This is a genomic window from Castellaniella sp., from assembly GCF_049651205.1.
In the GTDB taxonomy this organism is placed as follows: domain Bacteria; phylum Pseudomonadota; class Gammaproteobacteria; order Burkholderiales; family Burkholderiaceae_B; genus Castellaniella.
The window spans coordinates 200088-220928 of the sequence record NZ_JBASBR010000012.1; the positions used below are offsets into that span (position 1 = coordinate 200088).

Annotated in this window: 19 protein-coding genes; 9 read left to right on the forward strand and 10 right to left on the reverse strand. The window is 60.1% G+C overall.

The features are described 5' to 3' along the window. Positions 1 to 26 precede the first annotated feature (26 nt). The 4 genes from purH to recQ are packed head-to-tail and all read left to right on the forward strand — an operon-like array spanning position 27 to position 4639. Entirely contained in the window at positions 27 to 1619 is a 1593-nt protein-coding gene (gene purH / locus WA928_RS08295) for a bifunctional phosphoribosylaminoimidazolecarboxamide formyltransferase/IMP cyclohydrolase (protein WP_424302070.1), read from the forward strand. Beyond that, a complete protein-coding gene (gene ruvC / locus WA928_RS08300; RefSeq protein WP_350383791.1) occupies positions 1619 to 2167 on the forward strand; it encodes a crossover junction endodeoxyribonuclease RuvC in 549 nt (182 codons plus the stop codon). Before purH ends, ruvC begins: the two co-directional genes overlap by 1 nt. A gap of 47 nt (positions 2168 to 2214) precedes the next feature. After that, a complete protein-coding gene (gene ruvA / locus WA928_RS08305; RefSeq protein WP_424302073.1) occupies positions 2215 to 2799 on the forward strand; it encodes a Holliday junction branch migration protein RuvA in 585 nt (194 codons plus the stop codon). A 7-nt stretch (positions 2800 to 2806) separates the two neighbouring features. Next, positions 2807 to 4639, forward strand: coding sequence for a DNA helicase RecQ (gene recQ, locus WA928_RS08310; RefSeq protein WP_424302076.1), 1833 nt, complete (start codon positions 2807 to 2809; stop codon positions 4637 to 4639). Between the two features lies 1 nt (position 4640). Here the strand turns inward: recQ and ruvB are convergent, their stop codons facing one another. The 4 genes from ruvB to WA928_RS08330 all read right to left on the reverse strand — a co-directional run bounded on the left by ruvB (position 4641) and on the right by WA928_RS08330 (position 9967). Continuing rightward, on the reverse strand, positions 4641 to 5699 hold the full coding sequence (ruvB, locus tag WA928_RS08315; protein ID WP_424302079.1) for a Holliday junction branch migration DNA helicase RuvB: 1059 nt from the start codon (positions 5697 to 5699) through the stop codon (positions 4641 to 4643). Between the two features lie 106 nt (positions 5700 to 5805). Then, the gene (locus tag WA928_RS08320) at positions 5806 to 7563 is read right to left on the reverse strand and encodes a ClcB-like voltage-gated chloride channel protein (protein WP_424302082.1); all 1758 of its coding nucleotides are present in this window, start codon (positions 7561 to 7563) and stop codon (positions 5806 to 5808) included. Then, positions 7560 to 8609, reverse strand: coding sequence for a cytochrome d ubiquinol oxidase subunit II (locus WA928_RS08325; protein ID WP_424302085.1), 1050 nt, complete (start codon positions 8607 to 8609; stop codon positions 7560 to 7562). Before WA928_RS08325 ends, WA928_RS08320 begins: the two co-directional genes overlap by 4 nt. Then, on the reverse strand, positions 8606 to 9967 hold the full coding sequence (locus WA928_RS08330; protein WP_424302088.1) for a cytochrome ubiquinol oxidase subunit I: 1362 nt from the start codon (positions 9965 to 9967) through the stop codon (positions 8606 to 8608). Before WA928_RS08330 ends, WA928_RS08325 begins: the two co-directional genes overlap by 4 nt. A gap of 32 nt (positions 9968 to 9999) precedes the next feature. Between WA928_RS08330 and WA928_RS08335 the strand changes: the two genes are divergently transcribed. The 4 genes from WA928_RS08335 (at position 10000) to minE (ending at position 13725) form a co-directional block, all read left to right on the forward strand. After that, positions 10000 to 11751: a glutamine--tRNA ligase/YqeY domain fusion protein gene (locus tag WA928_RS08335; RefSeq protein WP_424302091.1), complete on the forward strand. Its 1752-nt coding sequence runs from the start codon at positions 10000 to 10002 to the stop codon at positions 11749 to 11751. A gap of 6 nt (positions 11752 to 11757) precedes the next feature. Continuing rightward, positions 11758 to 12534, forward strand: a complete 777-nt coding sequence (gene minC, locus WA928_RS08340; RefSeq protein ID WP_424302094.1) for a septum site-determining protein MinC — start codon at positions 11758 to 11760, stop codon at positions 12532 to 12534. Between the two features lie 109 nt (positions 12535 to 12643). Then, positions 12644 to 13459, forward strand: a complete 816-nt coding sequence (gene minD, locus WA928_RS08345; protein WP_350383816.1) for a septum site-determining protein MinD — start codon at positions 12644 to 12646, stop codon at positions 13457 to 13459. A gap of 2 nt (positions 13460 to 13461) precedes the next feature. Next, positions 13462 to 13725 carry a cell division topological specificity factor MinE gene (gene minE / locus WA928_RS08350; protein WP_350383819.1) on the forward strand — a complete coding sequence of 88 codons (264 nt, stop codon included), beginning with the start codon at positions 13462 to 13464 and terminating at the stop codon, positions 13723 to 13725. A 69-nt stretch (positions 13726 to 13794) separates the two neighbouring features. Here minE and WA928_RS08355 read toward each other — a convergent pair whose 3' ends face one another. The 5 genes from WA928_RS08355 to ettA all read right to left on the reverse strand — a co-directional run bounded on the left by WA928_RS08355 (position 13795) and on the right by ettA (position 19332). Continuing rightward, positions 13795 to 14679 carry an AEC family transporter gene (locus tag WA928_RS08355; protein ID WP_424302099.1) on the reverse strand — a complete coding sequence of 295 codons (885 nt, stop codon included), beginning with the start codon at positions 14677 to 14679 and terminating at the stop codon, positions 13795 to 13797. Positions 14680 to 14749: 70 nt separating this feature from the next. Continuing rightward, a complete protein-coding gene (locus WA928_RS08360) occupies positions 14750 to 16555 on the reverse strand; it encodes an acyl-CoA dehydrogenase C-terminal domain-containing protein (RefSeq protein ID WP_424302102.1) in 1806 nt (601 codons plus the stop codon). Positions 16556 to 16748: 193 nt separating this feature from the next. Next, the gene (locus WA928_RS08365; RefSeq protein WP_424302105.1) at positions 16749 to 16973 is read right to left on the reverse strand and encodes a glycine zipper 2TM domain-containing protein; all 225 of its coding nucleotides are present in this window, start codon (positions 16971 to 16973) and stop codon (positions 16749 to 16751) included. A gap of 116 nt (positions 16974 to 17089) precedes the next feature. Beyond that, positions 17090 to 17662 carry an isochorismatase family protein gene (locus tag WA928_RS08370; RefSeq protein WP_424302108.1) on the reverse strand — a complete coding sequence of 191 codons (573 nt, stop codon included), beginning with the start codon at positions 17660 to 17662 and terminating at the stop codon, positions 17090 to 17092. After that, entirely contained in the window at positions 17659 to 19332 is a 1674-nt protein-coding gene (gene ettA / locus WA928_RS08375; RefSeq protein ID WP_424302525.1) for an energy-dependent translational throttle protein EttA, read from the reverse strand. The genes WA928_RS08370 and ettA overlap by 4 nt, the downstream gene beginning before the upstream one ends. A gap of 110 nt (positions 19333 to 19442) precedes the next feature. On the opposite strand from ettA, the gene WA928_RS08380 reads away from it, so the two are divergent. Continuing rightward, on the forward strand, positions 19443 to 19865 hold the full coding sequence (locus WA928_RS08380) for a hypothetical protein (RefSeq protein WP_424302111.1): 423 nt from the start codon (positions 19443 to 19445) through the stop codon (positions 19863 to 19865). Here WA928_RS08380 and WA928_RS08385 read toward each other — a convergent pair whose 3' ends face one another. After that, positions 19866 to 20831 carry a glycosyltransferase family 2 protein gene (locus tag WA928_RS08385; protein WP_424302114.1) on the reverse strand — a complete coding sequence of 322 codons (966 nt, stop codon included), beginning with the start codon at positions 20829 to 20831 and terminating at the stop codon, positions 19866 to 19868. It lies immediately after the preceding gene. Between the last annotated feature and the right edge of the window lie 10 nt (positions 20832 to 20841).

The following is a 20841-nucleotide window of genomic DNA, read 5'->3' on the forward strand; positions in this document are numbered from 1 at the left end:
CCCTTTTTTTCTTTCATTTTGCTGCCATGACTATCCAGACTGCTTTGATTTCCGTGTCCGATAAAACGGGCGTCCTCGAATTTGCCCAAGCCCTTGCCCAACGCGGCGTGGCCTTGCTGTCTACCGGCGGCACGGCACATTTGCTGCGCGGGGCCGGGCTGACAGTCACCGAAGTGGCGACGCATACTGGCTCGCCCGAAATCCTGGACGGACGCGTCAAAACTCTCCATCCCCGAATCCACGGAGGCCTGCTGGCCCGCCGCGACGATCCGGCACACATGCAGACACTCAAAGATCAGGACATTCCCACCATCGACCTGCTGGTGGTCAACCTATACCCGTTTGAGCAAACTATCGCCAAAGCCGACTGCCTCCTGGCGGATGCCATCGAGAACATCGATATTGGCGGCCCGGCCATGCTGCGCTCGGCAGCAAAAAACCATGGTTCAAACCAGGGCGGTGTCACCGTAGTAATCGACCCCGCTGACTACGCACGGATACTGACGGAGATGGACGGCCCCGCCGGACAACCTTCGTATGGCCTACGGCTTGAGCTCGCGGCCAAGGTGTACGCCCACACTGCGGCATATGACGGTGCCATTGCTGCTTACCTCAGCAGCCTGTCCGACCGTGAACCCGCCCCGTCGCAAGTGCCGCAACGTGACACCTGGCCACGGGTACTGACCGTACAAATGGATCGGCAGCAAGCCCTGCGCTACGGCGAAAACCCCCACCAGGATGCCGCGTTTTACCACGACAAACGCGTGGGCTTGGGCCTGCTGGCCGGCTACCGGCAGATCCAGGGTAAAGAACTTTCCTACAACAATATCGCCGATGCCGATGCGGCCTGGGAATGCGTGCGCAGCTTTGACAGTACCGCCTGCGTCATCGTCAAACATGCCAACCCCTGCGGCGTGGCCCTGGGAACCGATGCACTCAACGCCTATCAGCAGGCGTTCAAGACAGACCCCACCTCTGCCTTTGGTGGCATCATTGCCTTCAATACCCAGGTGGACGAAGCGGCAGCGCAGGCTATCACCGGGCAATTCCTCGAAGTACTGATCGCTCCAGACTACACTCCAGCAGCCTTGCAGCTGCTGGCAGCCAAAAAGAACGTCCGCGTGCTTCAGTTGCACGCGGGCGATGCCCGCAACGCGTTCGATATCAAACGTGTGGGCGGCGGCTGGCTGGTACAGGATCCCGACGGTCATGTCGCCACCGAATCCAGCGTGAAGGTGGTCACCACCTTGGCGCCAACGGCTGCCCAAATGCAGGATCTGCTCTTTGCCTGGAACGTCGCGCAATACGTCAAATCCAACGCCATCGTGTTTTGTGGCCAGCACATGACACTGGGGGTGGGCGCGGGGCAAATGAGCCGCATCGACTCCGCACGCATTGCCTCCATCAAGGCCGAGAAAGCCGGTCTGTCGCTGCAAGGATCAGCCGTGGCCTCGGATGCCTTTTTCCCGTTCCGTGACGGCCTGGACGTGGTGGCCGATGCCGGCGCCAACTGCGTCATCCAGCCGGGCGGCAGTATCCGCGACGACGAAGTGATTGCTGCCGCCAACGAGCGCGGCATTGCGATGGTCTTCACCGGCACCCGGCATTTCCGCCACTGATGCGCATCCTGGGGGTCGATCCTGGTTTGCGGCGCACGGGCTTCGGCGTCATCGAAGTCCACGGCGCACAACTGCGATACGTGGCCAGCGGCACGATTGTCGTGCCTACGGCCTTGCCCCTGCATGCCAGGCTTAAGGTCATTCTCGACAATCTACGAGAAGTGGCTCGCGACACCCACCCCGATCAGGCGGCGCTCGAGAAGGTGTTCCTGAACGCCAATCCTGCGTCTACCCTGCTGCTGGGTCAGGCACGCGGCGCCGCGCTGTGCGCCTTGGCTGATACCGGCCTGTCGGTGCAGGAGTACACCGCCTTGCAGATCAAGAAGGCGGTAGTGGGCACCGGGCGAGCCACCAAAGAGCAAATCCAGACCATGGTCCGGCATTTGCTCAGCCTCAATGGCGAACCCGCACCCGATGCCGCCGATGCACTGGCCTGCGCCATTTGCCATGCCCATTGCGCACCACTCGCCGGCCGTTTGCAGGCGTTGGCGCCCGAGACGCTATCGTCCGGTACCCGTCGGCTGCGAACCGGCCGTCTGGTATCCTGAGCACCACCCATCCTCTGTTTGCCTCTTTTGTTTTCCAGGATCCCACCATGATCGGCCGCATCACCGGTACCCTGCTCGAACTCTCTCCCCCTACTGTCTGCATCCAGACGGGCGGGCTGGGCTACGAGGTAGATGTGCCCATGAGTACGCTCTACAAGCTGCCTGCGGTGGGTCAAACCGTTACCTTGTACACGCACCTGGCCATTCGCGAGGACGCCCATGTCCTGTACGGATTTTCCACAGCGGCCGAGCGCAGTGCATTTCGGGCACTCATCAAGGTCAGCGGCATCGGTGCCCGTACAGCGCTGTCTGTGCTCTCCGGTCTAAGCGTCGACGATCTGATAGAGGCCATCGATCAGCAAGAGACCGGCCGGCTGATCAAAGTACCCGGTATCGGCAAAAAAACAGCAGAGCGCCTGCTGCTTGAGCTGCGCGACAAACTCACCCCTCTGGCCAACCCGACACACGCCGGTGGCAGCCCAACCAGCCATGCGGGCAATGATGTGCTCAACGCACTGCAGGCCTTGGGGTACTCTGCCGCCGAGGCCCGGCGAGCCAACAACGCGTTGCCCGAAGGCCTGTCCGTCTCCGAGAGCATCCGCCAGGCCCTGAAAGCACTCTCGCGGGGCTAGGCCGGACATGCAGGATCGCTATCGCACGGCACTGGACGCCTTGCACGATGTGTTTGGGTACGGCGCCTTTCGGGGAGAACAACAAGCCATCATCGAGCACATTATCGGCGGCGGAGACGCGCTGGTATTGATGCCCACGGGTGGTGGAAAATCACTGTGTTACCAGATTCCATCCTTGGTGCGAGAAGGCACCGGTGTGGTGATCTCGCCCCTGATCGCCCTGATGCAAGACCAGGTAGACGCCCTGCAAGAGCTGGGGGTACGTGCCGCCTTTCTGAATTCGAGCCAGACATCGTCTGAAGCCCGGGCGGTGGAACAGGCCTTTCTGGGCGGCAGGCTGGACCTTCTGTATGTGGCCCCTGAGCGGCTACTGACCCCCCGCTGCCTGGATTTGCTAGGCCACGGATCCATTGCACTTTTTGCGATTGACGAGGCCCATTGCGTGTCTCAGTGGGGACATGATTTTCGGCCCGAATACCAGGGCTTGAACCTGCTGGCAGAGCGCTGGCCAGAGATCCCTCGGGTGGCACTCACCGCCACGGCCACGGACGCCACCCGCAAGGATATTGTCCATTGCCTGTCACTGGATGAAGCCCCCCAGTTCGTTGCCAGCTTTGACCGCCCCAACCTCTGCTACCGCATCGTCGAAAAGCAGGAAGTCCGGCGGCAATTATTGGATTTCATCCGTACCGAACACGCAGGTGAATGCGGCATCGTCTATGCGCTCTCCCGCACCCGGGTTGAGCAGACGGCCGAGTTTCTGACCCGGCACGACATCACGGCACTGCCTTATCACGCCGGGCTGGATGCCCGTACCCGCGCCGAGCATCAGGCACGATTTTTACGCGAAGACGGCGTGGTGATGGTGGCCACCATTGCCTTTGGCATGGGCGTCAACAAACCTGACGTGCGTTTTGTGGCGCATATCGATTTGCCGAAATCCATCGAAGGCTACTACCAGGAAACCGGACGCGCCGGCCGCGACGGCCTGCCGGCCGATGCCTGGCTGGCCTATGGCCTGCAGGATGTGGTGCAACAACGGCGCATGATTGACGCCTCTGACGGCGATGCATTGCACCAGCGCCGCCAGGTACGTCAACTGGACGCCATGCTGGCACTGTGTGAAACCGTCACGTGCCGCCGCCAGGATTTGCTGGCGTACTTTGGCCAAACCATTGCACCTTGTGGCCACTGCGACACCTGCCTGGATCCACCCGCAGCCTGGGACGGCACAGTGGCCGTACAAAAGCTATTATCAACGGTGTACCGGTTATGGCGCGAACGCGGCCAACGCTTTGGTGGTGGGCACATCATCGATATCCTGCGTGGCCAGATGACGGATCGCGTCACGCAAAACCAGCATGACACCCTCAGTGTGTTTGGTGTGGGCGATACGCTCTCGGTGGATGCCTGGCGCAGTATCTTGCGGCAAACCCTGGCTCTAGGGCTACTGACCGTAGACCTGGAAGGCTACGGCACGCTGGCCCTCACGGATGCCAGCCGGACGGTACTTAAGGGCGAGCGTACGCTGATGCTGCGCCCTGTGGCCGTAAAACGCGCCAAGGCCAGCCGCCAACGCACGACTACTGCAGCCCAGCTGGATGCGCTGCCACCCGACGCCCTGGCCAGATTTGAACACCTGCGCGCCTGGCGCGGACGTGTGGCCAAAGCGCATAGCGTGCCCGCGTATGTCATCTTCCACGACGCCACCCTGCGCGAGATTGCCCTGAACAACCCGGACAGCCTGGACAGCCTGAGCAACATCAGCGGAGTGGGCAGCCGCAAGCTGGAAACCTACGGCACCGATGTAATTGAGTGCGTACGACAGACCCAGGCTTGAATCAGAAAAGCCTAGGCTCGCCGCCTGGTGCCTCAAGGCCCAGGTGTTGCCAGCAGAGACGCGTAGCCATGCGCCCGCGAGGCGTACGCTGCAGATAGCCGTGCTGAATGAGATAGGGCTCGATGACGTCTTCGATGGTGTCGCGTTCTTCGCCAATGGCTGCTGCAAGGCTGTCTACCCCCACCGGGCCACCATCAAACTTGTGCACAATGGCTTCGAGCAGTTTGCGATCCATGAGGTCGAGCCCTTGGGGATCGACCTCGAGCATTGCCAGCGCGGCTTGAGCCGTTTTGGTGTCGATGTGTCCATCGGCACGCACCTCGGCGTAGTCGCGCACACGCCGTAGCAAACGGTTGGCAATACGGGGAGTACCGCGCGAACGGCAGGCGATCTCGGCAGCGCCATCAGGAGTAGTGTGTGCCCCCAGCAAGCCGGCACTGCGCTGGACAATATGGGTGAGGTCTTCGGCTGAATAGAACTCGAGCCGCGACACAATGCCAAAGCGATCGCGCAAGGGATTGGTCAGCATCCCGGCGCGCGTGGTGGCACCCACCAACGTAAAGGGCTGAAGATCGATCTTGACGCTGCGCGCAGCCGGGCCTTCGCCGATAAGGATATCGATCTGGAAGTCTTCGAGGGCTGGATAGAGGATTTCTTCGACGACCGGCGACAAGCGATGGATCTCGTCGATGAACAGAACATCGTTGCGTTCGAGGTTGGTGAGCATGGCGGCGAGGTCGCCCGGACGCTCGAGAACGGGGCCTGATGTTTGGCGCAGCTGCACGCCCATTTCGTGAGCCACAATGTGGGCCAGCGTGGTTTTACCCAGGCCCGGAGGGCCAAACAGCAGTACGTGATCAAGGGATTCCCCGCGTTTGCGGGCAGCAGCAATAAAGATATCCAGTTGCTCACGCACGCGCTGCTGGCCCACGTACTCTTGCAGGGCTTTGGGCCGCAGGGCGCGCTCGATGGAGTCTTCGGCGTGCGAGCTGAGATCAGCTGCCACCAGCCGCGAAGCGGGAAGATCGGGTGCCGACAGGGAATCAGGTTGTATGGCCATCAGATAGGGTGTGCAAAAAAGCGTACCGGCGATGGCTACAGGCCATCAAACTGTTTAAAACCACAGTATATCCCATGCTTTGTGTGTCCCAACCCTACTGCCGGGGCTAAGGACGCCGCCGGGGCGACAGCACAAACGCGTCTTCGCTGTCTACCGCACGCTTCAACTGAGAATACCGCTCGAGCATGTCTGATTTATAAACCACGCCCAATAGGCGCGCGGAAGCATCCCGGCTGACCACAGGCAGGCGCTCACCCGAAAAGGCACTGAACTGAGCCTGTGCTTCGTCCAGATCGAGATCCGGATATAGAGGCTTCACAAAGTCCAGCCGCAGCACATCGCCACAGGCTTTGGATCCGACATCGATCTCGCCCAGCATCATGCGGGTGAGATCCTGCTGTGCAATGACACCCTGCCAGCCGCCGGCCTCATCCACTACATACAGGTACCGCACGGGATAATCCAGAAACATCTCTTGTGCAGCGCGCACCGGTGAGCTGGTAAGGACGACGGTTTCAGCCGGACGCAGCAGGCTGTCGAGGCGCGCCTGGCGAAGGCGCTGACGCAAGGCCTGATTGTCTTCGTGGTGCAAGGTGACGTCATACATCACCGCCTGGGCCAGGCCCCTGGACACGAAATACGCCACTACGCAGGCCAGCACCAGGGGCAGCACCATCTGGTAGCTGAGCGTCATCTCAAAAATCATCAGGATTGCCATAAACGGCGCACTGGTGGCCGCAGCCAGAAACGCACCCATCCCCACCAGCGCAAACACGGCACCATGACCGGCCAGCATCGGCCAGGCATCCCCAAGGATTTGTCCAAAAAGCACCCCGAAAGCCCCGCCCACAAACAGGGTGGGTGTAAACACGCCGCCTACTGCGCCAGAACCCGCTGTCAACGCAGTGGCCAGCACCTTGCAAACCAGCATCAGCAATACGGTTTGCCAGGCCCAGTTGTCATGCAACAAGGACAGCACCACACGGTTACCGTTGCCCGCCATGTCCGGCAGCTGTGTAAGCAAGGCCCCCAGCAGCAAGCCGCCCAGGCCCAGGCGCAGGGGCAAGGGCAAACGTGTGCGGGCAAACAAAGTTTTGAAGCCATGCAGGCAGCGCAAGAACTGTGCGGCCCCCACGCCTGCCAACACGCCCAGGGCCAGGCAGGGCAAAAGCAGTTCTGGCGGCGCCGCGGACAGATCAGGCATGGGATAGCGGGCGCTGTACTCTCCTGACAGATGCATCACCAGGCTGGAGGACGCCGCCGCCACCAGCAGCGGCCCAAAATTTTGAAACGACATCGACCCGAGGATGATTTCACCGACGAATACCGCCCCGGCCAGGGGTGCCCCATAGGCTGCCGATACACCCGCCGCAGCCCCGCAGGCGGCCAGCAAGCGCAGGCGGGCGGTGTCAATCCTCAGGATGCGGCCCAACCCTGACGACCAGAGCGCCGCGAGATGCACCATCGCCCCTTCCCGGCCGATGGATCCACCGGAGGCAACGGTGCACAAGGAAGAGAGCGATCGCAACAGCCCCTGCCCCAGGGACATGCGACCATCGCCAATTGCCACGGCCTCCATGTAGCCCGAATGCCGGTCGTTGGAGACGCGCTGGGCAGCCAACAACAAACCGCCGGCACACACACCGCCCACGGCAGGCACCAGCAACTGCAAGCGCCAGTCGAGGCTGCCCATTACCTGGGTAATCAGCCCCGGTTGCTCGGCAAAGATGCGCTGAATGGCATGGATGCCCGCATGAAATGCCAGGGTGACCAGCGCCCCTCCCACCCCGGCCAGTGCCGCCCAGCACAGCATGGCAACCACACTGCCTGTGTCCAGATTGAGACGACGGGAGTGGGGGCTCATGGGTGGAAATCCGGCGGGATAGGCGCGCGAGAACGTCCCAGCATGCGCCAATATACCCAGAGGTTGAAAATCAGGGCCACCGGAAACGCAACGACCGTCGCCGACAGGGTAAGCCGCAAAGTAGCCACTGGTGCCGCCGCATCCCAAAGGGTGACCTCATCAAGCACGACATAGGGAAAAAAGCTGTACGCGAGACCAGCCAGCAATATCGTGATGATCACCAGCACCAGCACGTACGGCACGGCTGACGCCCGGTAGCTTTGGGCAATCATGCGTTGCAGGATCATGTCGGCAAACACAAAACACAGCAGCAGGCCACCCCAGACCACAAACACGGCAGACCAGTGATCGCCATCGCCCCACTTGAGAAACACGCCGGCATTGGAAAAATCCAGTACCACCGACAAGCCCACTGCCCCCACGGCGCTCCAGCGCAAGTTTCGGCGTGCCCAGCCAACTGCCCGGGCACGAAGTTCGCCCGCCTCACGCATCATCAGCCAGGCGGCCCCCAAGAGGCTGTAGGCGGCCACAGCACACAAGCCCATCAACACCGCAAACCCCGTATAGCCAGGGCCGGTTTCGTAAGCCACGGCGACCCGGGCCAGCAAATAGCCATGAGAAAAGGCCACCAGGATGGCACCTACACCAAAGCCCAGCTGCCACCGGCCCTGCTGGTAAGCAGGTGCGCGCAAACGCCACTCGAAGCAGACTGAGCGCAGGATCGTCCCCAGGCCCAGCAACGATAAGGGAAAATACAAGCGTCCCAGGGTTTGCGACCAACCATAGGGAAACGCCACCGCCCAAAGCCCCAGACCCAGAAACAACCAGAACTCGTTGGCATCGCGCCAGGGGCCAAGCAAGGACAGCATGCGTGGACGCAGGGCAGCAGGTGCCACCAGCGACAGACACCCTACTCCAATGTCAAAGCCGTCCAGCACGACCCCTGCCACCAAAATAGCAAAGAATATGCCCATCAGGGCCAGAGGCATCCAGAACGCGGGGTCTTGTGCGCCCAGCCCCACCAGGGCTGCGAGAGAATCGATCATGCGCGCCCCCGATGCCGGGCCACCGGCACTACACCATATCGCAAGGTATGGCCCAGCAGTTGACGAAAGCCCAGCGCCAATGCCGCATAGACCACCAGTTGCACAAGCAGTATGGCCCACAAGGTGCCGGTATCCTGCGCCGCACCGATCTGGCGAAAAGTGACAGCACCTTCGACAGCATAGGGCAGACTGCCCATCAGCAGGTGGGTCCAGCCGGCAATCTGCACAGCCAACGCCAGCCAGAGACTGGTACGCAGCATGTTGCGCCTGGCAGCAGACAAACTGTCGGGCTCGAACCCCAGACGTCGTGCCAGCCAGAAGGCCCACAGGGCAAGCAGAAAGAGCACACCGGTAAACATAAGAGCCAGCCGCGAAGAAGCAAACGTAATCCACACCGGAGGCCTCACGCCAATCATCTCATCCAGGCCGGTCAGCACCTGATTACTGACAGTGGCGGGCGGGCCGGATTCTGTGGCGGGTGGCAAGAAACTTTGCGGCAAGGCTGGCCCCTTGAGGGACCAACGGCTGTCACCGGCCGGCACATCCAGCCAGGCAAATAACGCCGGGCGGACCGGCGGGCCACTTTGCCATTGTGGCAAGGTGGCAGCCAAACGCGCGGGCTGTACGGGCAAAAGCTGGCGTCCCAGCTGGGTTGCCAGGGCCAGTTGCAGCACAATCATCAATAGCAGCAGCCAGGTGGCGCCTGCAAACACAGTGCGGTCACCTTCGTCACTGGGGCGCGCGCGCGTGCGCTGCGCAGTAACGGCCAGCATCAATGCAGCCACCAGCATCAGGCCGCCGGTGAGCAGCAGCCCAAACATCTCGGGGGCCACACCGCCAAACAGCAACACCGCCCAATCGGTAATCTGGTAGTGGTTTTCTGTGGACAGCGTGCCCACAGGCCGTTGCATCCAGGCCAGCAGTACCATCAGCCACCACGCGGTCAGAGAGGCACCCACGGCTACCATCCCCACCACCGTGGTGTGCGCCGCCCCCGATAAAGTGCGTTGCCCATAAAGCATGGCGCCCAGGAAACAGGACTTGAAAACAAAGGCAGTGAGGACAGCCAGTGCTACCAACGGCCCGACGACCTCGCCCATGCGATCCATCAGCAATGGCCACAAGGTACCCAGCTGCAGCAGCAAGGGCAAACTGGTGGCAAACCCGACAATCAGGGCCAGCGCGTAAATGCGCACCCAGAAGCGGTACGCCAGCAATGCGGCGCTTTTCCGGCGTGCCTGTACGCGCAGGACGAACAGCACCCACGCCAACCCGAGCTCTAGCGCCAGGAAGAACAACATGAACCCCAGGCCCAAATAGAACTGGGTAAGCGACAGAACCCATGCGGTTTGAGTCATAATGTGCGCTAGTTTATTATGCAGCGGATTGTATGACCACCGACGTCGCGCCTGTTTCCAATTTTTTGCGCACTATTATTGATAACGACCTGAAATCAGGTCGCTACCACGGACGGCACTGGGCGCCGCCGCCGTGCGATGCGCAAGCCCGTCTGGCCGCAGCACCGGATACTGCCGGGATCCGGACGCGTTTCCCGCCCGAGCCCAATGGCTATCTGCATATCGGCCACGCCAAAAGCATCTGCCTTAATTTTGGCTTGGCTCACGATTACGCTGGTATTTGCCACCTGCGCTTTGACGACACCAACCCCGAGAAAGAAGAGGACGAGTACGTCCACGCCATCATCGAGATGGTACGCTGGTTGGGGTTTGATTGGGTCAATAACGGCACATCTCACCAGTATTTCGCCAGCGACTACTTCGAAACCCTGTACGGTTTTGCCGAAGCCCTTGTACAGGCGGGCCACGCTTATGTCGACGAGCAGTCGGCCGACGAGATGCGGGCTACCCGGGGGACGCTCACAGAGCCAGGCACCAACTCGCCCTGGCGCGACCGCCCTGTGGCAGAGTCCCTGGCGTTGCTGCGCGACATGCGGGCCGGCAAGTTTCCCGATGGTCGGATGGCCCTGCGGGCACGCATTGATATGGCTTCGCCCAACATCAATTTGCGAGACCCCGTCCTGTACCGCATCCGCCATGCCAGCCATCACCGCACAGGTGACACCTGGTGCATTTACCCGATGTACGCGTGGGCACACCCCGTCGAAGATGCCCTCGAGGGCATCACGCACAGTATCTGCACGCTCGAGTTCGAAGACCAACGTCCTTTTTACGACTGGATCCTCAACCGCCTGGCCGAACTCGGCCAATTGGCAGAGCCGCTGCCCCATCAACACGAGTTCTCACGCCTGAACCTCAGCTACGTGGTCACCAGCAAGCGCAAGCTGCGCCAGCTGGTTACCGAAGGCCATGTCAACGGCTGGGACGACCCTCGCCTGCCAACCTTGGCGGGCCTGCGTCGGCGCGGTTATACGCCGGGTGCCATCCGCCTGTTCTGCGAGCGCCTGGGTGTCTCCAAATCCGATTCACGCATTGATTACAGCGTGCTCGAGCAAGCCCTGCGCGACGATCTCGATCCGGTTGCCGCGCGCGCCGTGGCGGTGCTCGATCCCCTCAAATTGATCATCACCAATTTCTCCGAAGACCACATCGAGCCCTGCTCCGCGCCCATCAACCCGCACCAGCCAGAGGCCGGCTCACGCCAGTTTCCGCTCAGCCGCGAGCTCTGGATCGAACGCGACGATTTCCGCGAAGACCCGCCAAAAAAATACTTCCGGCTCTTTCCGGGCAATCTCGTCCGTCTCAAATACGGCTACGTGGTGCGCTGCACCGGCTGCGTCAAAGATGCCAACGGCGTGGTCACCGAGGTGCAGTGCGAATACCTGCCTGATACGCGCAGCGGCACACCCGGGGCCGACTCGGTCAAGGTCAAGGGTGCTATCACCTGGATCAGCGCCGCACACGCCATCCCGGCCGAGATCCGCCTGTACGATCGCCTGTTTCGCGACGCCCATCCCGATCGCGGCGACCAGGACTTCCTGCAGGCACTCAATCCGGATTCATGCCGTATCGTGCACGGTTGGCTGGAGCCTGGCACCAACACACAAGCCGGTGCCAGCTGGCAATTCGAGCGCCTGGGTTACTTTGTGGCCGACCGCCACGACTCATCACCCGAGCATCCGGTCATCAATCGTGCAGTCACCCTGCGCGACACCTGGGTATAAATGCCCATGGCCAATCGTTCTGAAGCCCTCGACTTCAAAAGTGCCACGCTCTACACCTTGCGCGCAGTGCTGCACACGCCCGACACCAAGGCTTTGCTGCAAGCGCTTCAGCAGCGCATGCAGCAAAGTGCCGGTTTCTACGAAAACGAAGCCATCATCCTGGATGCCCAGGGTCTGGATCAGGCACCCGACTGGAAAGCCCTGGTCTCGGCCATGCGCAAGCATCAGCTCTATCCCATCGGGGTTCAGGGCAGCGACGACATCGTCGCCTCGGCCCTGAAAGCCGGCCTGCCGCTCCTGGACGCTGCCGCCAGCCGGGCAAGTTCAGCCGCAGGTAACACAACAGAATCACCCCCCACACCCGAGGCTGAGGCCACACCGACGCAGGCCAAGGCAGCCAATCCGGCGGACATCACCCCCAGCCCCACACCGGCAAACACCCCATCCGCTGCTGCGCCCACGATGGTGATCCGCCACCCCCTGCGTTCAGGTCAGCGTATTTACGCACGAGGGGGTGACCTCATCGTCATGGGGATGGTCAGCCAGGGCGCGGAAGTCATTGCCGACGGCCACATCCATGTGTACGGGCCGCTACGCGGCAAGGCCATCGCAGGGGCACAAGGCCGCACCGACGCCATGATTCTCACCACACAACTCGATCCCGAGCTGCTGGCCATCGCCGGGGTTTATCGGGTGGTCGAGACACGGCTGCCCGACTCATTGCATAATCAGGCGGCACAAGTGGTACTGGATGGCGATACATTGCGCATCCGTACACTCTGACGCATCTTTGGTCACACGGTGATACCTCTCACTGGCGGCCATGACACAACCTCAACGACATTTTGCTTTACGATGTCATGAATTTTGAATACAGGGGAATACCGACACCATGGCGCGCATCGTTGTAGTCACTTCCGGCAAGGGCGGCGTGGGTAAAACCACTTCCAGTGCCAGCTTCTCTGCCGGCCTCGCCATGCGGGGACACAAAACCGTGGTTATCGACTTTGACGTCGGCTTGCGTAACCTGGATCTCATCATGGGTTGCGAACGCCGGGTCGTCTACGACTTCGTCAATGTCATCCAGGGTGAAGCCACCCTGAACCAGGCACTGATCCGCGACAAGCAAGTCGATACGCTGTATATCCTCCCGGCCTCACAAACGCGAGACAAAGACGCGCTCACCCGCGAAGGCGTCGAAAAAGTGCTCGACGATCTCCAGGCCATGGATTTCGAATACATTGTCTGCGATTCTCCCGCTGGTATCGAAACCGGGGCAGTGATGGCGTCGTATTTTGCTGATGACGCATTGGTGGTTACCAACCCCGAGGTCTCTTCGGTGCGCGACTCCGACCGCATCCTGGGGATTCTCTCGGCAAAATCCCGGCGCGCCGAAAAAGGCGAAGAGCCCATCAAAGAGCACTTGCTGCTTACCCGCTACAACGCCAAGCGCGTGGCCGACGGTGAAATGCTGTCGCTGGGCGACATCGAAGACATCCTGCGGATCCGCCTGATCGGCGTCATCCCCGAGTCCGAAATCGTGCTGCAAGCCTCCAACGAAGGCGTGCCCGCCATCCACAAAAACGAATCCGACGTGGCCCAGGCCTATCAGGACGTTGTCGCGCGCTATCTGGGCGAAGACAAGCCATTGCGTTTTGTCGACTACGAAAAACCTGGTCTGTTCAAGCGGCTTTTCAGGGGTAAATAAGCATGTCGATTTTTGATTTCCTGCGCGGCCAAAAAAAAACCTCTGCCAGCATTGCCAAGAACCGCCTGCAGCTCATTCTCATCAACGAGCGCAGCAGCGACCGCAGCCCTGATTTCATGCAGCAAATGCAGCAAGAACTGATTGCGGTCATTTCAAAGTACGTGCAAATCAACCCTGACGACATCAAGGTCAACCTCGACCGCCAGGACTCCCTGGACGTCCTCGAAGTCAAGATCGAAATGCCTCAGGCAGACGCCCGCAGCTAAGGCAGCTTATCCCAACAGCAAGGCCCGCCTCCGCGCGGGCCTTATGCTTGCCAGGCCACTCTCAGCCAATTAAAGCCAGATCAGCGTGGCCCACACCATCAGAGGGATCGTGGCGACCGAGATCAGATTGCCCAGCAGCACCACGCTGGCCACTGTTCTGGGCTGAACACGGTACTGTTCGCACAAAAGATAGTTGAGTACTGCAGGTGGCAGCATCACCGACAGGGCCACCATCCGCGACCACTCGGGGGTAAGCGGTAGCAGCCACAGCACCAGAGGCAGCGTCAGGGCCCCAGCCAGCAAATACAGCAGGTTGATGCGCAAGGCCAGGCCAAGCTGATCAATGCGCTCCTGAGCCAGGCGCACCCCAAGCCCAAACAGCATCAAAGGGATGGCAATCTGGCCGATCAGCTCGACAGTAGTCATCACAAAGGACGGGATCCACTGACGATAAGGCGCCAACAAGACACCAAAAAATGCGGCCCATACATTGGGGTTTTTCAGCCAAAGCCACCGATTGCTGCCACGGGACAACAAAAATAGCCCCAGAGAGAAATGCAGTAGATTGGACAGGACAAACAGCACGACGATATCGCCGAGCAGATCCCTGCCATAGGCCAGCATCATCAGGGGGATGCCAATATTGCCCGTGTTGCGAAACATCCCCGGCACCAGAAACGCCGCACGGGATACACCCGCCTGAGGCACCAGTGCCAGCAAGATCCCAGGCACCAGAATGATCAGGATCCCCGCAGCCACCAGAGGCCAGCCCTGCAGGAGATTCACCGGGTTGTCGAGCAATGCCGAAAACACCAGAGACGGACAAAACACCATGACATTGGCGTAATTCACAAACGTCATGTCGGGCGCGCGTGTCTGCCGCCGCCCGAAGACGTAACCCACGGCGGTTACAGCAAACACGGGCAAGACAATGTTCAGCAGAGTGAGAAACATGCGGGCGACTCAGGCACAAAGCCGCAAGTGTACTGCCAGACCAGGCCCGGAAACCCCCGGGCCTGATTGATCAATAGCCCAGGGCAAAATCCTCGGCAGCCAGATCCATCAGAACACCCGGCCCTGCCTTCATCGCCTGGGCGTGCGCCAGCGTGCGCGGCAGGATCCGCTCGAAGTAAAACCGTGCCGTGTGCAGCTTGGCCTGATAAAACGCCTTGTCACCTTCGCCAGCCTTGAGTTTTTCGGCAGCAACACGCGCCATATCGGCCCAAAAATAAGCCAAGGTGACATAGCCCGAGTACATCAGGTAATCCACCGATGCCGCGCCCACTGCTTCGCGGTTGGTCATGGCCGACATGCCGATTTTCATGGTCAGGCTGCCCCACTCCTTGTTCAGCTCGGCCAGGGGCTTGACGAACTCGGAGATCGCACGGTTGCCACTGTTGGCCTTGCAAAATTTGTGCACAACCTTAGTAAACGCACGCAGGGTTTCACCCTGTGTAAGCAGCACTTTACGTCCCAGCAGGTCAAGCGCCTGAATCCCGGTGGTACCTTCGTACAGCATCGAGATACGGCTGTCACGCACGTTTTGCTCCATCCCGTGCTCGGCAATATAACCATGGCCACCAAACACCTGGACACCCAGGTTGGCCGCTTCAAAACCGGTTTCGGTCATGAAGGCCTTGGCGATCGGTGTGAGGAAGCTCAGCAGTTTTTCGGCCAACTCGCGTTGCTCGGCATCCTGGCTGTAGTGGGCGATGTCCACTTGCTGCGCGGCGTAATACAGCAAGGCACGGTTGCCTTCTGCAAACGCTTTTATCGTCAGCAGCATGCGGCGCACGTCCGGGTGGACAATGATCGGATCAGCGGGCTGATCGGGAAACTTTGCACCGCTCAGGGCGCGCATCTGCAAGCGATCCTGGGCATAGCGATGGGCACCCTGAAACGCCACCTCTGCGTGGGCCAGCCCCTGGATGGCCGTGCCCAGGCGAGCCGTGTTCATAAATGTGAACATGCAGTTCAGGCCCTTGTTTGCCGGCCCGATCAGAAACCCGGTAGCACCGTCGAAATTCATCACACACGTGGCGTTGCCGTGAATTCCCATCTTGTGCTCGATGGCACCGCAGCTGACCGCGTTGCGCGTACCCGGTTGACCATCGGTATCGGGCAAAAACTTGGGGACGATAAACAGCGAAATGCCTTTGGTGCCCGCAGGCGCATCCGGCAGGCGGGCCAACACGATATGGACGATATTTTCAGCCATGTCGTGTTCGCCGGCCGAAATGAAAATCTTCGTGCCGGTAATGCGGTAGCTACCATCAGCCTGGGGTTCAGCCCGGGTGCGCAGCATGCCCAGATCAGTTCCGCAATGGGCTTCTGTCAGGCACATCGTGCCCGTCCATTGCCCCGAGACCAGTGGTTCAAGATAGGTTTTTTGTTGCTCGGCCGTACCATGCGCCTGTAGCGTGTTCATGGCACCATGCGACAGGCCCGGATACATGCCCCATGCCCAGTTGGCTTCACCCATCAGCTCGCTGATCGCCATGCCAAGGGATTCGGGCAGGCCCTGGCCGCCATGGGCCGGATCGTGCGACAAAGCCGGCCAGCCACCCTCAACATACTGCTGATAGGCGTGCTTGAAGCCATTGGGGGTTTTGACACCGTCAGCCGACCACGTGCACCCTTGGCGGTCACCCACCTGATTCAAAGGCGCCAGCACCTCTTCACAGAACTTGGCACCTTCTTCGAGGATGGCCTTAACCATATCCGGGCTGGCATCTTCACAACCTGGCAAGGATTGATAGTGAGCGGGGTAGTCTAGAACCTCATCACGCACAAATCGCAATTCGCGCAGAGGGGCTTTGTAATCGGGCATCTCCAGGTCTCCGGATGGTCGCCGGCCGGGCGACAGACACCCGGTACGGCAGTTTTGATATTAATTCAAACGATCGTTTGAATTTAAGTCGAGATTGCACCGGAAGTCAAGAGCAAAAATAAAGAGCCCCACCCGGGGCTCTTTGGCAGCGCCCGCCCGATGTCTGCAGTAAATGCAAACATCAGAGGTACTGTTAGTTTTTACCGACCTGATCGCCGATAATACCGCCAATTGCTGCACCACCCACGGTGCCCAGAATGCCACCACCGGTGATCACCGCCCCCGCGACACCACCAAGGCCGGCGCCGGTTACGGTGGATTTTTGGCGATGGCTCATGTTGTCCCAGGAGGAACAGCCCGCCATAGCTGCAGCCAGGGCCACAACTGCACCGAGTTTTCCGAGGGTACGAATGGTCATAGAGGTTCTCCTACTGTTGATTACTCGTAGGTGTTATACCCCAGGCCCCACGCGACAAATGTGAACCAACGCTACAGATGTTTCGCCCGTAGCCGGGCTACTCTGTGTGCCAAGGCTTATTTGACCAGCGACAACACCGCCTTGAAGGCGGGGTGCGTGGGGGTCTCCAGCCACTCGTACAGCGCCATTTCGATGGTGGCAATTTCAAGCCCATACTGTTGCCAGCGTTGGCACGCTATGTCGTGGTCGAGGGTTTTCCGGGAGCCGACTGCATCGACCAGTAATACCGGCTGGTATCCGGCACGCGCCAGGCCTAGGCCAGTTTGTAACACGCAGATATGTGCTTCTGTGCCTGCCAGCAACACTCGGGGCCTGCCAGCGGGCCAATCCTGCAGAAACGCAACTTCCCGACACGCATTGAAGTGCGTTTTGGCCACGATATGATCGACATGGCGGGAAAGCTCCGGGTGAGTGGCTCCGATTTTTTCAGGCCAGTGCTCGGTTGCCCAGACAGGCACCGATAACAGACGGGCCGCCTGCGCCAGGCGGGCTACCCGTTGGCGCAGGTTTTCTGTGTCATGAATGGCAGGCAGCAGCCTCTCTTGCATATCCACAATCAGCAGCACGCTGGATTGCGCCGAGAACAGAGCATCCTGACAGCGCAGGTGGCCGGGCACAGATTTGTTCATTTGAGGGCCTTGTACCGAATGCGCCGCGGACGCGCGGCATCATCGCCCAGACGCTGGCGCTTGTCTGCCTCGTATTCCTGGTAGTTGCCGTCAAAGAACACAACCTTGGAGTCTCCCTCAAAAGCCAGGATATGGGTGGCGATACGATCCAGAAACCAGCGATCGTGGCTGATCACCATCACGCAACCGGCAAATTCAAGCAAAGCGTCCTCGAGCGCACGCAACGTTTCTACGTCGAGGTCGTTGGAAGGCTCATCGAGCAGCAACACATTGCCACCGGCAATCAGGGTCTTGGCCAGATGCAACCGCCCTCTTTCACCACCAGACAATTTGCCAACCTGCTTGTTCTGATCAGCACCCTTGAAGTTGAAGCGCCCCAGATACGCCCGCGCCGGCATCTCGAAGCGCCCCACGGTAAGCAGATCAGCACCATCCGAGATGCTGTCGAACACCGTTTTATCATCGGGCAGGGAGTCGCGCGACTGATCGACATAGGCCAGCTGCACGGTTTTACCCAACACAACTTCACCGGAATCCGGTGCCTGCTGGCCGGCCAGCATCCGGAACAGCGTAGACTTGCCGGCGCCATTGGGACCAATAATGCCCACAATGGCACCTGCGGGTACCTTGAAGCTGAGATCATCAATCAGCAGGCGATCACCAAACGATTTGGACACGTGGCGAAATTCGATCACTTCGTTGCCCAGGCGCTCGGCCACCGGAATAAAGATTTCCTGGGTTTCGTTGCGCTTTTGGTATTCGTGCGAAGAGAGCTCTTCGAAGCGAGCCAAACGGGCTTTGGCCTTGGCCTGGCGGCCCCTGGGGTTCTGACGCACCCACTCGAGCTCTTTGCGGATGGTGCGCTGGCGGGCAGACTCTGCCGCTTCTTCGTGCTTGAGACGATCTTCTTTTTGCTCGAGCCAGGAACTGTAATTGCCTTTCCAGGGAATCCCATGCCCGCGATCAAGCTCGAGAATCCACTCGGCCGCATTATCCAGAAAATAGCGATCGTGGGTAACGCCCACCACCGTCCCAGGGAACTGCCTGAGAAACACCTCGAGCCACTCGACGGATTCGGCATCCAGGTGGTTGGTTGGCTCGTCCAGCAACAGCATGTCGGGTTTGGACAGCAACAGGCGGCACAAGGCCACCCGGCGCTTTTCACCGCCAGACAAGGTGGCCACCGAGGCATCCCAGGGCGGCAGGCGCAGGGCATCGGCCGCAATCTCCATCTGGGTTTCGATATCATCGCTGCCACTGGTGGCTGCCGCCGCAATCACCGCTTCGAGATCCGCCTGCTCGGCCGCGAGGGCATCGAAATCAGCATCGGGCTCGGCATAGGCTGCGTACACTTCGTCGAGCCGCTGACGGGCCTGGAATACCTTGCCCAAACCCGCTTCAACTGCCTGACGCACCGTGTGCCCGGGATCCAGCTGCGGTTCTTGAGGCAGATAGCCAATCTGCAAGCCCGCCATCGGGATAGCTTCGCCTTCGATGTCGGTATCCACCCCTGCCATGATTTTCAGCAGGGTGGATTTGCCCGACCCATTAAGACCCAGGACGCCGATCTTGGCCCCTGGAAAAAAAGACAAGGAAATATCGCGGAGAATCTGCCGCTTGGGGGGCACAATTTTGCCCACCCGATTCATGGAATACACATACTGCGCCATGGCGTCACCGTGAAAGCTTGCAGCCAAGGGATTTGGCCGCATAAAGCCCTGATTGTAGGCCGCCCGGTACAATCGGAGAAATCTGCACTTTGTGCCTCACGAGAACCACCATGGCTTCCATGCTTGTCTTCAATTCTGACGAAACCAACTTGCTGGGCCGCACGGCAGACGCTCTGTGTGCCTACATGGGTAAACCGGTGATTGCCGAGATCGTGGCCGAGCCCGACGAAGGCTTCGAATGGGCCCTATTTGCCATCCCCTTAAGCCCGGAAGAGGCCTCCAAAGAGCTGGCGCATGTCCAGGTGGGCGGGCCAGGCGCCCGTTTCGCCGGCAATTGCGGCGGGCTTGATCTCAGCGATGGCCAATCGCTGGATTGCGAGCTTCTGTGGGCGATCCAGCTGTCCAACATCACCGGCAACCGCTACATCAAGGTAGATGCAAACGGTGAGGAGACCGGTTGGTCTGACGATCTCGCGGAGTTGCTGCCGTTTCAGTTGTCCGAGCCACAATTGCCGGACGACGAAGACGACTGATCAGGTGGTGAGGGGGCGTTTTTCGCCGGCGACGGACTCTCGCAGTTTGTCACGCACAAACAGGACAGCCCCTATGGGCCACATCAGCACAACCAGCAGCCACGACATGGGATGTGTCAGACGTCGGCCCTGTGGCCGGGCTACCCCGCGCGTGCGCAAGTGCAGCGAAAAACGTGTATAGCGGGCACCTGCCGCCAAAAATGAGCCCGGCTGATAGCGTAGCCATGGCAAGCAGCACTGCACGGTATCGTAGGCCAGCAACCAAAGCCCCAGCGCATGCCGGCTGCCATCCGCCGCCCGTCCCTGACGCGACAGGCTGTCCGCGCTGTCGTGATACACCCTGAAGACCTGATTGACGAAGCGGGTGAGATAACCCGCCCGCGCAATGGCACGCCACACCAGGCTTTCGGGGACAAACCCCGGGATGTCTTCAGGAAACGGAAATTGCCGCAACACATCCGTGCGCAGGCAGCCAAATTTTTCGCCACGCACATGGTGGCGAAAAGTCATGTCCAGCGAGGTGACATCCATCACATCCTGCGGGTACATGTCTCCCACAACGCGGCCATCGTCATACGCGCACAGGCCCGTGATGGCCACGTACTGAGATCGCAGACCAGGCGCGATCTGATCCCACACCTGCGCCATCTGATAGAGCGCGTTGGGGTCAAGCTCGTCATCGCTGTCGATAGCCACCAGCCATTCGCCACGGGCTTCCCGTACACCATGATTAAAAGCTGTTTTTTTATGTTGATTAGGTTGCCAAACGTAACGTATTGGGAAACTGGCTTCCTGTTGCCAACTTCGTACCAGGGTACGGGTTTGGTCGGTGGATCCGTCGTCAACCACCACCCATTCAAAATCCTGAAATGACTGCTCTTGGAGCGATCGGTACACACGGCCCAGCGTGTGGGCCCGGTTGAAGGTGGGAGTGACCACGGAAAACAAATGACGCCAGCCAGCCATGCCGGTGAAC